At 38.1% G+C, this 14,183-nt stretch carries 11 protein-coding genes; 2 read left to right on the top strand and 9 right to left on the bottom strand.

From position 1 onward, the window contains the following. Window positions 1–3 precede the first annotated feature (3 nt). The 5 genes from BGO84_RS09205 to mdh all read right to left on the bottom strand — a co-directional run bounded on the left by BGO84_RS09205 (window position 4) and on the right by mdh (window position 10,394). Complete coding sequence (locus BGO84_RS09205) at window positions 4–1,176, bottom strand: SAM-dependent methyltransferase (RefSeq protein WP_291028890.1); 1,173 nt, start codon at window positions 1,174–1,176, stop codon at window positions 4–6. Further along, window positions 1,176–5,618: a translocation/assembly module TamB domain-containing protein gene (locus BGO84_RS09200; RefSeq protein ID WP_291028889.1), complete on the bottom strand. Its 4,443-nt coding sequence runs from the start codon at window positions 5,616–5,618 to the stop codon at window positions 1,176–1,178. The genes BGO84_RS09205 and BGO84_RS09200 overlap by 1 nt, the downstream gene beginning before the upstream one ends. Window positions 5,619–5,860: 242 nt before the next feature. Further along, on the bottom strand, window positions 5,861–6,520 hold the full coding sequence (locus tag BGO84_RS09195) for a suppressor of fused domain protein (RefSeq protein WP_291028888.1): 660 nt from the start codon (window positions 6,518–6,520) through the stop codon (window positions 5,861–5,863). Between the two features lie 193 nt (window positions 6,521–6,713). After that, complete coding sequence (locus BGO84_RS09190) at window positions 6,714–9,074, bottom strand: family 20 glycosylhydrolase (protein WP_291028887.1); 2,361 nt, start codon at window positions 9,072–9,074, stop codon at window positions 6,714–6,716. 378 nt (window positions 9,075–9,452) lie between these two features. Continuing rightward, window positions 9,453–10,394, bottom strand: coding sequence for a malate dehydrogenase (mdh, locus tag BGO84_RS09185; RefSeq protein WP_135105017.1), 942 nt, complete (start codon window positions 10,392–10,394; stop codon window positions 9,453–9,455). A 242-nt stretch (window positions 10,395–10,636) separates the two neighbouring features. Between mdh and BGO84_RS09180 the strand changes: the two genes are divergently transcribed. Together BGO84_RS09180 and BGO84_RS09175 are read left to right on the top strand one after the other, a co-directional pair. Further along, a complete protein-coding gene (locus BGO84_RS09180) occupies window positions 10,637–11,527 on the top strand; it encodes a hypothetical protein (RefSeq protein WP_135105016.1) in 891 nt (296 codons plus the stop codon). An 18-nt stretch (window positions 11,528–11,545) separates the two neighbouring features. Continuing rightward, window positions 11,546–12,040 carry a GNAT family N-acetyltransferase gene (locus tag BGO84_RS09175; protein ID WP_291028886.1) on the top strand — a complete coding sequence of 165 codons (495 nt, stop codon included), beginning with the start codon at window positions 11,546–11,548 and terminating at the stop codon, window positions 12,038–12,040. Here the strand turns inward: BGO84_RS09175 and BGO84_RS09170 are convergent, their stop codons facing one another. The 4 genes from BGO84_RS09170 to BGO84_RS09155 are packed head-to-tail and all read right to left on the bottom strand — an operon-like array spanning window position 12,041 to window position 14,182. Next, on the bottom strand, window positions 12,041–12,604 hold the full coding sequence (locus tag BGO84_RS09170; RefSeq protein ID WP_291028885.1) for a pentapeptide repeat-containing protein: 564 nt from the start codon (window positions 12,602–12,604) through the stop codon (window positions 12,041–12,043). It lies immediately after the preceding gene. An 8-nt stretch (window positions 12,605–12,612) separates the two neighbouring features. Continuing rightward, on the bottom strand, window positions 12,613–13,176 hold the full coding sequence (locus BGO84_RS09165) for an L-threonylcarbamoyladenylate synthase (protein ID WP_252636800.1): 564 nt from the start codon (window positions 13,174–13,176) through the stop codon (window positions 12,613–12,615). A 3-nt stretch (window positions 13,177–13,179) separates the two neighbouring features. Continuing rightward, window positions 13,180–13,707: a GNAT family N-acetyltransferase gene (locus BGO84_RS09160; protein ID WP_283686042.1), complete on the bottom strand. Its 528-nt coding sequence runs from the start codon at window positions 13,705–13,707 to the stop codon at window positions 13,180–13,182. Window positions 13,708–13,726: 19 nt separating this feature from the next. Next, window positions 13,727–14,182, bottom strand: coding sequence for a BT0820 family HAD-type phosphatase (locus tag BGO84_RS09155; protein ID WP_291028884.1), 456 nt, complete (start codon window positions 14,180–14,182; stop codon window positions 13,727–13,729). Window position 14,183 lies beyond the last annotated feature (1 nt).

Below are 14,183 nucleotides of genomic sequence, written 5' to 3'. Positions count from 1 at the left end.
TATTCAAACCTTACGGCAAATAATAAGGACTTTTTTTTCATCAGATAGTGTGGTGGCGAATATATAAATATCTCCACCTTCACTTATTCTTGTCTTTTTTCTGATCTCTTGAACAGAAACAGGAAAATTGCGTGTAGTTATATTCGCTTGTTTTATAGCAGATAAGTGCTGTTTTATATCTTTCTTATTGAAAGAGCATACAGTTTCAACAACAAACTTGCGCCCCTGAAATTCAGAGATCAGATCAGTAGACGTATATAAATGGCTGCTTGGGTGCAACTTCTCTAATTTGTAAATATCAGCTACGGATTTGTACATTCCGGCTTTCAATATCGAAGCATTTGGCTCGTATAGGTATTGTCCAACAGATGAAGTATAATTAACATGCGCTGAATCTTCGTCCTCTTTATGAAATAACAATACATCAGTCTTATCCTTTTGTATATTTACACAATGAATATGCTGATCTTTCTTATTCCTGTCTTTTATAAAAAGTAACTCCTTACACTCGTTCGCTACGCTTACAATATGAATATCAGATACGTTTCTCATAGATTTTAGTGCTAATGAAATATCAAGCATGGGTGATAGTTTTATCATTACCCTCTCGCCTTTTACGTCCAACAAATCTTCTATTTCAATTATATTAGGGGTACAATCTTCTATACGGAATATCTTTCTCCCTTCACTACTACGTCTTGCCGGATCGATATATATGAGATCAACAGGTGATAATTTTTCAAGATATGCTATTCCATCGGTGCTCTCTACTCGAACATTATTGAGTCCTAAAACATCTAAGTTATATTTCGCAACTTCAGCCAATTCTTCCTGCTGCTCTATATAAATAGCCTCTTTAAACCTTGCAGCTATGAAAGAGAAATCGACACCAAAACCTCCTGTAAGGTCTATCATAGAATTTCCTTCCACCAAACCCGCCTTGTATCGGGCAGTCTGCTCCGAAGAGCATTGTTCCATTGAGATATGCTTCGGATATAGAATGGAATCGATATGATACCACGAAGGAACTTTCTCTTTTGCAATCTTTCGTCCTGAAATTTGCTGTACTGCCAATTGAATATCTATATCTGGATATCGCTTTGCAGATAAAGCAAGCTCATGAATATCATCACACTCATGCTCTTTTATAAAATCTATTAGCTCAGGATTTAGCATTATTTTTTCATTCTGATAAATCGGCTCAACGAACTACCTCTTTTTGTGGAATCAGGTAATATAGGAGTAACCGTATCTCGAACAGACTTCGTCTTTAATGTAGGGAATCCAAACAGGTCTCTGAGGTTATCAAAGTCTTTCTTATATATAAGACCTACCCCTTGAGACTGCGATGTTTTTCCGGTATAATAGAATTTTTCGTTATAGTGGTTGTATGCCTTTACGCGCCATGTTCCGGCATTATTGAGCAAATATTCGATATCAACATCACTAATCATGGCTTCTTTGCCGTTATTGATATTTACATCATTGCGATATCCAAAGTTACCATTTATCAACAGTCGATCATTCATCAAACGACTAGACAATATGAGTTCGACTTCTGTACTTGTGAAATCTTTATCACTATAACGTATATTGGTTCCGAGCTCCCATCTACTATCTATCTGGCTAACAATTTTGGTCAACTGATTCGATAGTGTAGCCGAAGCCACGGCCGCAAAGTCTGAAGTTTCGTAAGGGGTATTTGATCCTTTAGGGCTATCAAACTTAGACAAGAGCAGCAAATATGCAACTTGCCAGTTGATCATATCAGGAGTATTTATAAGACTCTTCACCTGCCGTGCCACTTCCGGATCGGCTGCAGGGAATTGTATATCAAGCCCCACGGTAGGTTGCCTCAACGGCCCTGTGAGATCCAGAACACAGTTTACCGGAATAGTAGTTTGCCCGGTTGTTTCTATTAAAGTCTGATCAAGATCTCTTAAACTAGCTGTCAGTTTATAGATAGCTGTCACATCCAAAATAGCTTCAAACGGATCACCCTTGAATTGTACTGTACTTCCATCCTCTATTGTAAACCGCCTTTCCATCAATCGTTGGAAAGTAAAATTGTAACTCCCTCTATTTATGGTATATGTTCCAAACAGGCGAGGCGCAGATTTTGAACTCCATTGAAATTGCATCGCACCACTACCCGTTCCGCTAATTACATCACCGCCCACAGGGTCCATAAGAATTTCTACTGTAGCGTTAGGAGTGGCATCAATATAAAAATTCATATTTATTTCCATGCCGGAGCTGGCTTGTATCGGCGGAGCGACCTCCGCTATATTTGGAGTGATTATAGAGTCGGTCTTCAGCTTCGACTTATAATTGATAAACGAATATTCATTTATGATATTCTCCATGAAATTCATACGGACGAGTGTCTTGTCCTCAGTTCTCATGCTAATATCTATATCTACGGCTCGTTCGTCACCACCAATAGTTCCTTTCCCGCTACCGAATACCTTTCCATAAAAGATTGGATTTTGTTTTTGGGTGGCATTATATACAAGGAAATGATCGGCTGAGAGATCGACTAAATACATGAAATCCTTAAAGTAGTCGTGAGCCACCTTCCCGCTGGCTAAAGATTTATTATTGTATTCATCGATGAGAGTGATGTTGGTAAAGTAGATAAGATCTTTTTTCATGTAGATCGTATCCGAAAACTTATAATTTGTATTCAGAAAGTTAATCCCTATATTCCCGTCCTTAATGTAAGCCTTGCCCTCAACGGTAACATCCGAAAAGTCTCCAAACAAATGTACTTTACCAGTACCTCTACCACTTATATTCTGAAAAACAGCCTCTGCATACCTATTCAGGAAACTGATATCGAGACTATCCGCATCAAAATTTATAGAAAGCCCCTGATGTATAGGATCTATTTCTCCGTCTACCTTTGTTTTCTTATTCTCTTTGCTGACAATCATCCCATCCAACATTATTTTGTTGGTTTCGTCATCCAGCTCACTGAATATATTTAACCGCCCAAGCTCTGTTCCATTAAACTTAAAATCAGTGATATCTAAACGGGTATTCAGATATGGCTTGTTCTCGATGCTGGACATAAACAAACTACCTGTAGCCGCTCCCCCAAACCTCAATACATCGATTGCTAATGTCTGGAATACATATTCTAAGTTGATCTTCTTCAACTCTACCTTCAATATATCCGAAGAACTGCTTGGCGAGTAACTGCCGTTTATCTTTATCTCTTGACTTTTGTCACTTGTATATACCGAAAAATTATTAACAGCATAATGCCCATCCTGTATTTTAATATGAGATTTTTCCATCTTCCAAGTCGTGTTGTTCAGCATTAGCTCACTTGGTAGTGTTTCAATATCAATCATCAAAGGCCTTCTGTCTTCTTTGGTAAATAATGTGGAAATAGAAAAATCACCTTTAGCCTTCTGCATTCCATCATTAAGAAGAGAAATATTGGTATTTATCTTGTTGTTGGCTAATGTAGATTTTACAGAAATTTCATTTGTCACTTCTTTTTTCCCAATTATAGAGGCATCTATGCGAGTGTTGACAACATTATCTGAATTCTCATTTTCGGCAAGGACATAGCCTGATTTTATGTTCATTCCTGCAGCTTTGATCGCCGGAATGAAAACTTCCACTTTAAATTTATCCAAATGATTATCGTACCGCCCTACGATTTTAGCCTGATTTATGACCGTAACAGGCAGTTTGAATACAGAACTGAGTGTTTCTGTATTATTGATAGCAAAATTGAATGTGAAATTATTATTAACTACGCTTTCCTCTACCTTCTTTCCATTTACTTTTATCAATGCAGGCAAATATGGATGCAGGGTTTCTAAAATACTATTTGCCATCGTAGAGAAAGAGTAGTCACCATTAACATGTCCGTTAAGGATATCAGACTTTATGCTTAGTGTATGCCCCAAAGAATCTATTGTAGACTTAACAAGAAACTCGTCCATCTTGAAAACTTGATTTTCTCGAAGAAAGTCTACCGAATCGATACGTATATATCCTTGCGCATTATCTATATCCTTACCCACAAAGTCGGCATCTATATTAAACGATAAATAAGAATAAGGCATATTCTTTACCAAATGCAATTTATCTAATTGGATGTCTGTCGCCTTTGCCTTGAAAACAAGTTCGGGCATATTCTTATCTGTAAGATCAAACAAACCGGCTATATCGAGCTTTCCATTCGGGTCGTCAATCGCTAACTTACCATCGATGCGCAAGCCATCATATCCGGCATCAAGCTTTATATTTTTATATGAATATTCTTTATAATCGAAATTTGGAATGATCCCTTCGGCTTTACCTCTCAGCTTACCATTTTTTGGCTTTTCAAGATCCACTGTCAAGCTTAAAGAAGCCTTATTGAGATCTTTATTATCCAAGAATGTTCCCAAACTGAAATCGGTAGTATATACTTTACCTTTTACGTATGTTTCGATGCCCGGCTTGGGATTATTAACTCCGAAAAGCACATCTGTTTTAACCACTCCCAAATCAGTTTCTACACTACCAAAAGCGACAAGTTGATCCAGATAACCCGAAATATCCCCTCTAAAAGATATTGCGCCAAGTTTTTTTAATTGAGCAGGCAGTTGCCCCTTTTTTGATGAGAAGTTGTCAATAATACTCGACAATTCAGTATGGGTTAACGATAATTCATCGACACTACCTAGTACATATGTCTTCGATGGGTATCTCATATCTCTGATTTCTGCATTCGCAATCAAATGCATCTTTTTCCCGTAATCTAAAGATAAACCCGATACAGTAAGATCATCAATCTTACCCTTGACTTGCCCGCTGATAATAATCTTATCATCAAAGTCCTTCAAAATAGGTACTAATGCAGAAACATCCTTCGGTAATATATAAGAAGTAGCAACAACACAATCGATACTGGCGTAGTCCATTATCTTAGCGGTATCACTGGTAGGAGTCAGATTTATTTCACAACGACTTAGCTCTAACGAGGATGAAGGCAGGTCGAGCTCAAAATTTCTTATAGAAACTTTCTTTCCTTGAGTGATTATACGAAAGGTAAGATCAGATATATCCAGTCCGCTTTTCTCCCTAAGAGCAAACTTTTTGACTTGAATGTTCAACGAATCCGAAGTTAGAGATTTCATCGCCAACTTTGCATTCAAGTCGGATACGGCTATGTGGTTTTTGTCAAAATGATGAACAACTAAAGGCTTATCTTTTATATCGTAATAGAATTGACCATTCGTAATATTTACAGCATTCAGCTTGATTTCTATTTTCGATTTGGGCTTATCATCCTTTGGTTTAAAAGCATCGATAATATACTGTATATTCAGAGGCGCATCATCAGCCTCTTTAGATAGGTGAACCTCGAAATCGGAAAGCCATGCAGAGGTTACCACTATTTTATTTTGCATCAAAGAGATGAGATCGACACTGGCTGATATCTTATCGGCCAACAGCACTTTCTCATGAGACTGATCATACAAGTAAACACTGTCTAACTGAACAGTATTGAATGGCTGAAAATGCAATTTACCGATACCTAGTTCAGTTCCGATTTTTGCTTTTAGTTCATCTACAATAATGCCTTTAGCATATTCCTGCACAGCAGGCATATTCAACAGTCCGAATAGCAGGGTTACGAGTCCAACTATTATACCTAATACAGTGAGAAATATTTGCTTAAACCGTTTAATATCGCTTCCTTTTTAGAGATACAAAATTACCAAAAAAAGTGATTCCCTCTTACTCCGGAAACAGTTATCTTGCACTTTTAGTGTACTATTAAGATTAATTATGGAAAACCTTTTGTAAACACACTTACAAGACAGAAAGCTTTCAGATACTACGCTATAATCTATCTCCGAAGCAAGTCGGTTATCATCAGAGGATTTGTTGTCTTCATTTCGTCTAAAACTTTCTTCACCTCATCATAAGCCGAGCTTGCCGATGTAATCCGATTCATTTCATTTGCAGTAAATCCTACCATTTGCAAGAATGACACTTCTCCGTGCGGTGTTTGAATCTTTCCCAATTCAGGATCGGAAACAAAAGCAACCCCTACAATATTAATTTCGGCTGTAGAATTCAAACGAATAGGGCCATTTGCCGGTATAACATGATATTCTTCAAACCACTTACCGCTCTTTATTACATAGCGAGCAAGATTATTCATGAGGTTGACCACCCAAGTAGGGTCGTCACCATCTTCGGCAAAAGGTTTGAGACGGAATGTAAATTCAAATCCCCATTTACTAAATTCACCTCCGGCAGCCTCTTCGTTATAATAAAGTTCTGACATGCCATAGCTTACTAAGTGGCGATGAAACATATCTTTTTTCGAATCGTATATACTCACACCATCTAACGGGTCTTCCCCACCCAGCATGTAATGTACAGGAGGAGCATAGTGACGAGGTTTTTGATCTCCATAGATACCTTCCACTACCTTATCTATCTCCAGCCACCCTACAGCATCATCTTCATCGAATAAATTCTTGTATTCTTTTTGCGTCATTTATGTACTATTCTATTCTTCTAATTACCTATTTTATTCCGAGCACTTAGCTCACAACACTCCAATATCAGTACGATACATACAAATATAATCTTTTTAGCAAACAGTTGCTGGCGATACACATAAAAAAGTGCCGGCACATGAAGGCACCGGCACATCTCTTACATTATATATCTAGTTACTCTATTCTGTATTACTTAAAATAAGTCTCATCCATGTAACTGAATTCCGATTGATCTGCCTTACGGATACCTACATAGATATCTTCCCACTGGGTAGGCCATCCGCCAAATATAGCACCCAGTCTAATTAGTTTGAATACATGAGGACCTTTAGCCAAAGCAACCGACTTATCGCTACGTGAAAACCTGCGAGCAGTTCCGTTGTTATCTTTTTCGTTAGATATTAACAATTTACCATCAATCCACAATTCATAATCTGTACTGAAGTAGTAAACACCATCTTCAGGAATATTCATGTATCCGGTAAGAACTGTAGAATAATAGTCGTCGGCATATGGTTCTGTATAATTCGGTATTCTATGCTTAGACTTCTGCGGAGCGGCTACATACTCGGTTTCGGCAGCAGTCTTGCCTTCCAATTCCGCCACTGTTCTTGTATATCCTTTGTAGTATTCCGCTTTAAGTCCGGGCTTAGCATCCTTTTCCTTCTCTACAGCCGGTGCATACGATTGCTTTTCTATAGTGATAGTACGCACATCACTCATCTTATCAGACAAGAGTACCGAACGTATTTTCAAGGTTGTATTTGCAGTAAATGTCAACGGCTTGTCATAAACCTGCGACATCAATGCAGGCTCGCTGCCATCGGTGGTATATACCATTTTTACAGGTTCTGTTGTCTTAAATTCCAGTGTAACCTGATCTGTGAATGCTACAAAGTTACATGACGGCGCACCCTTTTGCTCCGGTAAAGGTATGTAATAATTGACATTATGCATATCAAGGCGCACGCGTTGATTATCGATACGACGCTCAAAATCTTTATAGTTTTTCTTATCTTTCGGTGTCCAATTCAGTTCAGCCAATGCAATAATACGCGGATAAATATCATATTCCATACCATTGCCATTGTACTTATATTCAGTCCACACATTAGCCTGCGCACCTAAGATATGATGTTTCTTATCTTCGGCAATCTTTTCCGGAACAGGCTCATATCCATACACTTTCTCTAAATTCAAGAAGCCGCCTATCGTTACAGGAAGGTTTTTAGCATCACCTTGGTATTTATCCAGATACATCCATGCCCCCGGTGTCATTATCACATCATGCCCCATATTTGCAGAAGCAATACCGCCTTCTTCTCCTCGCCAACTCATTACAGTAGCTGTTGGAGCAAGTCCTCCTTCAAGTATCTCGTCCCAACCGATCATCTTCTTATTGTGCTTCAACAAGAACTTTTCGATACGTTGTACAAAGTAGCTTTGCAGTTTCTCTTCAGCAGAGTGAGTCTTATCCGCTTTCAAACCAAGTTCTTTTATACGAGCCTGACACTTAGGACATACTTTCCATCTGTCTTTCGGACACTCATCGCCACCAATATGGAAGTATTCGCTTTCGAACAAAGGAATCACTTCTTCTATCACATTTTCCAAGAACTGGAATACAGAATCGTTTCCGGCGCAATACACATCGTTTGCCACACCCCAGAAACAACGTACATCGATTGGCTTTCCTGTACAAGAGAGCTCGGGATATGCAGCAATTGCAGCTACACCATGTCCGGGCAATTCTATTTCGGGTATAACTTCTATAAAGCGCTCTTTAGCGTATGCCACAACTTCTTTCACTTGATCTTGTGTATAGAAATAAGGGCCATATTCGTTTCCTTCACCCTCTGTTCTCTTTGCTCCTATCTCTGTAAGCTTAGGGTATTTCTTTATTTCGATGCGCCAACCTTGATCTTCTGTCAGATGCCAGTGAAATGTATTGATCTTGAACATAGCCAACACATCCAATTGCTTCTTTATAAAGTCTACATCAACAAAGTGACGGCAAACATCGAGATGCATTCCTCTGTACTTGAATCGAGGCTCATCTTTTATTGCTACTCCGGGTACTTTCCATGCAATATTTTTCACAAGCGTAGGACTTTCTATTTCGGCAGGAAGCAACTGCATTACAGTCTGCATCGCATAAAACAAGCCATGCGGTGTTTTAGCCTGAATATCTATCCCCTTTTCGGTAACGTCGAGCAAGTAACCTTCTTCGTTAACCGGAAGATCTGCGACAATAGACAAATTAATATAACCTGTTGCAGGTTTAGTTTTTTCTATACTCAAGTTGTATCCTGTAGATGCCTTGATTTTTGCAGCAAAGTAAGCAGCTACTTTTTCCACATCTGCGTTGTCTGCTACAAACACAACACTTTTTCCAAGCTTAAAAGTATCTTCTTTTTGCGTCAATTCGAGTGGTAACGGCGTAATATTTATACCTTCATTGTATGGCTTGAGAACTGTGGATTCACTTCCTCCGCATGAAAGCATTAAAATTGTCACCATAAATAAAATGATTGGCGTAAGTTTTTTCATTAGTTTTTACAGGTTTAAAGTTTAATGATTATGGTATTTTAAGTTGATTTTACAAATATAACCATCGTTTATTGCATATCAGCCACCGAATAGTTAATTAACATTTAAAAAAGTAATATTACCTATCACTGTTAATAATACTTCAGAGCAAGTATCTATAAAAAGCAACACACAATTTCTGTCTACAAAAAGTAACAAAAGTAACACTTAACAATACATATTTTAATGTCACTTTTTCTGCCATAATTTAACAAACAAAAGCGCTTATTATATCAGATAAATTTAGCAAAGAAAGATACCCCTAGAATATAATAATAAAGGGACACTTCATATACATGAAGCATCCCTTCTCTTTTAGTCAAACTTTGCAAATAAGCGTTAGATAGCGTTTATTTCTTTCAGAACAGCATTTGTTTTGTGAACGGCTGCTGCTGATGCTTCAAATTTTTCTTTTTCGTCTGCTGTAAGTTTAAGGTCGATAACTTTTTCCCATCCGTTTTTACCTAAAACTACAGGCACACCAATACAAATATCATTTTGTCCGTATTCTCCTTCAAGAGACACGCAACAAGTAACTACCTTTTTCTGATCGTGAAGGATAGCTTCTACCACATAAGCTCCGGCAGCACCCGGCGCATACCATGCCGATGTACCAAGCAATCCGGTAAGAGTAGCACCACCAACCATCGTATCGGCAACAACCTTATCCAATGCTTCTTTAGACAAAAGGTCTGTTACAGGAATACCTTTGTATGTAGCTAAACGAGTTACAGGGATCATTGTAGTATCTCCGTGTCCACCTATTACCATACCTTCTACTTCATTCGGATTACATCCCAATGCTTCGCTTAAGTAATATTTGAAACGTGAGCTATCCAATGCACCACCCATACCTACAACACGGTGTTTAGGAAGACCTGTCACTTTAGATGCAAGATATGTCATTGTATCCATTGGGTTGGATATGATAACAAGAACAGCATTCGGTGAGTATTTAAGGATATTTTCTGCTACACTCTTCACAATACCGGCATTTACTCCGATTAATTCTTCACGAGTCATACCCGGTTTGCGAGGAATACCCGAAGTAATAACAACTACATCAGAGTTAGCTGTTGCTGCATAGTCGTTAGTCACACCTTTTACACGTGTATCAAATCCCAACAACTGCACAGTCTGGTTCATATCGATAGCTTTACCTTCCGATACACCTTCTTTTACATCAAGCATCACTACTTCATCAGCCACTTCATTAAACGCAAGAACGTTTGCACATGTAGCACCTACATTTCCGGCACCTACTACTGTTACTTTAGACATAATAATTTGATTTAATATATTAATTAATAATTTGATTCTTTCATATTGCAACAAGACCGAAACAGATACTAAACAATCTCGCCTAAAAGCCTAACAAATGTACATGCTTATTCTGAAATAAAGAAGATTTTGCTCGTCAAAAATACCCCTATTTTATTAAAAAAAGCGAAAGGTTTTTAAATGCCTTTTGTTCAATCTGTATAAATCCGTTATATTTGTAGTCGCAGATTTTTAACATCATCATGGATACAGAAAAAAAGAGTAATTCGAAAATATTAATTGGAATAATAGCCCTGCTTATTCTGGGAATAGGCATAGCTAGTTACTTTATATTCAACCAGAAGACTCAAATCGACGAACTGCAACAGGAAAGTGTTCTGAACAAACAGCAGTTGGAAGACGAGTACGAGAGCCTGTCGATGCAATACGAAGGGTTTAAATTGAATATAAAAAACGATTCACTTCTACAAAAGCTAACAAATGAACAAACTAAAGTTCAACGGTTACTTGAAGAGTTGAAGACTGTGAAAGCTGAAAATAAAGCTGAGATTTCCCGCTTGAACAAAGAGCTGGCAACTCTGCGCCAAATATTAAAGTCGTACATCGCACAGATCGACTCATTAAACAGGGCAAATGCTCAGCTAAGACAAGAAAAGCAGGAGATAACAAATAAGTATCAGGAAACATCGAAAACACTGAATCAGGTAACTCAGCAAAAGCAAGACTTGACCGAAAAAGTCACCAAAGCGGCCAAGCTGGATGCAACGAATATAAGCGTGCAAGCTACAAACAGCAAGGGAAAAGTACAAAAGAAAATAAATAAAGTAGAGCAGCTGATAATCAATTTTACAATAACAAAGAATATTACTGCTGAGCCGGGTGAACGTACTATATATGCACGTATCATGAAACCCGATGATGATGTATTGACCAAAAGCAGAGCGAATACATTCGCTTACGAGAATGGAAATATCAATTACTCCATCAAGCGGGTTATAGAATACGGAGGCGAAGAAGTAGGTGTTACCATGTACTGGAATGTAGAAGAATATCTGATGCCGGGAACATACCGTGTAGATATTTTTGCTGATGGCAATAGAATAGGCAGTAGATCTTTCTCATTAGAGAACTAAAACCTTATTGATATATAAATGCAAATAGTAGAAGCTACTACAGACCATATTTATAATATCCAGGTACTATCAAATGTTATTTGGCCCGCTACATTTAGCAACATTCTTTCGCAAGAGCAGATAAGCTACATGATGGATATGATGTATAGTACGAGTTCGTTGGAAAAGCAGATGAATGAGTTAAATCATCACTATCTATTAGCCGAGGAAGATGGTGAATATTTAGGCTATTTATCATACGAGCTGAACTACAAAGGCACGCCAATAACCAAAATACACAAAATATATGTACTGCCTTCTATTCAAGGTAAAGGTGTAGGTCGCTTGTTTATAGATGCGGTGAGTAAACTTGCCCTGAAGAATAACAATACGCTTCTTTCGCTGAATGTAAACCGATACAACAGAGCGATTGATTTCTATAAACGAATGGGCTTCGATTTTTTCACAAGTGAAAATATTGACATCGGCAACGGCTTCCTGATGGAAGACTATGTGATGAATAAAGACTTGTAACTAGTCGATAATAATATCAAATTGGTTTAGCAACCCCGCCAATCCATCTTTAGAAAAACATGCTTTTTTGATCTGATTCTGACTCAGATCTATTGAGTAATTATATGCAGTGGTAAAATCCACTTCCTGAATATTGGTATTATAAAAGATTGCTTCTTCTAAATCTGCTTCCAAAAATTTTGATTGTTTGAGGTCGGCTCCTCCAAAGTCAACTCCCTTTAATGAAGTATCCTTAAAACGAGTCTTACTCATTTTTCGCTTTTCGAAAGAGGCATAATCGAGTATGCAATTTTCAAAGTCGACATGAAAAATAAAATCGTGGCAATGATTAAATTTCACACCAAGCATCTTACAATTCTTAAAATGGATATTATTCAGAGTAGACTGATTGAGATCCGCCATCGACAAATTACAATCTATAAAAGAACAGTCCGTAAAAGTACAAGTGATCAGCTTCGAGTCCGAGAAATCGCATTTCGAAAAAGTACAATTATCAAAGGACTTCTTATGTAATCCTTCTACATAAAATTTACCTTCAAAGATTATGTCTTCACTAACAGTCATACCCTCTCCTACTCTCTGATTATTTTCACTTCTCCAGTTTTACCCAATTTTATGATACTCGATGCTTTCGATTTGCTTGTATCATCCTGCCTGTATTTTACAATATAATCTACACCTTGCTTTATCTCTTCACTTATATCATCAAAGTTAGCCGGTGCAGGCTCCCCGCTGATATTAGCAGATGTAGAAACCAAGGCTTTTCGAAAACGCTTACACAACTCTTGAGAAAATTTTTCTTTTGTGACACGGATAGCGAGACTGCCGTCTTCTGCCATCAAATTAGGCGCAACATTTCGTGCTCCATCATAAATTATGGTCAATGGTTTTTCGGATAACTCTATCAGATCCCACGCTAAAGAAGGAACTTCATCGATATAATAATCGAGCTTGATAGGATTATCGAGCAGGGTAATAAGAGCTTTACTGTCGACCCTTCGCTTCAGTTCATATACACGATGTACAGCTTCCTCGTTGGTAGCGTCACAGCCTATTCCCCATATCGTATCGGTAGGATACAAAATCAATCCTCCGGACACAAGCACTTCAAAAGCCTTCTTTATATCTTCTTCCATAATTTATTTATCGTTAAGCAACTGAGAAAGATAAACATCTTCAAACTCTTCACCTCTTTGCAACCAGTCTTTCAAAATCCCGACAGATTGATACCCCGCTTTCTCAAACAAGCTGATACTATTGGTATTGCTTTGGGCTATATATGCATATATTTGGTGAAGGTACAAAAAGTCGAAAGCATAGTTGCTCATCAACTCCAAAGCTTGTTTGGCAAAGCCTCTTCTGCGATAGTCATCATCAATGAGAATGCCAATACCGGCTCTGCGATTGTGGGCATCGATATCGTAAAGATCAATGGTTCCGATAGTGACTTTCTCTTCTACGAGGTCTATCATCAGTCGCAATTGTTTGCTTTGATATATATCCATCTCCAAAGAATCATTAATGTACTGCCTCAGCACCAATTTGGAATACGGGGCCAAAGTATTTCCATGATACCACAAGACTGTAGAATTTTCCCAACGATATAAGATTTCTAAATCTTCGGGTTCTACGGCTCGCAAAACGATATCTTTGTTTTTCAATAGCATTTTGTAAAAGACTTAGTAGTTAATAACTTCCTCTCTCAAACATTTCGCCCAAGCGTATAAAGAAATTCTTCTTTCTTCTCCTCGCTCTTTGGCTTTCTCCCGAAGACATCATTATATTTTCGAAGGAAACGTCTCCTCTTTCCATCGCTTTAATCGCATGATATATCACCCCCCAATCAGGAAGTCCTCCCAAGTTGCGGTCGTCAATAAACAAATCTGCTGTTAATTTCCGAGACGCTGTTAACGAATCTTCCTCGGGATAATTCTTATTAGCTGCATAAAAATGCAACCCTTTATTTTTACAATAATCTACTGCTTCCTGCAACAGGCTGCCGTCTCGCACTGTCCAAAGAATAAGGATATGCCCATCTTGCTGCAACTGCAAAAGTGTTTCGATTGCAAAAGGAATGGGACGTCCGATTTTGGGATACTCATGTTCGACGATTGTTCCGTCAAAGTCTACTGCAATAACCATT

The organism is Dysgonomonas sp. 37-18, from assembly GCF_001899125.1.
Taxonomy (GTDB): Bacteria; Bacteroidota; Bacteroidia; order Bacteroidales; family Dysgonomonadaceae; genus Dysgonomonas.
The sequence above is the reverse complement of the archived record's forward strand: the minus strand, read 5'-3'. Positions and strand labels throughout refer to the sequence as shown.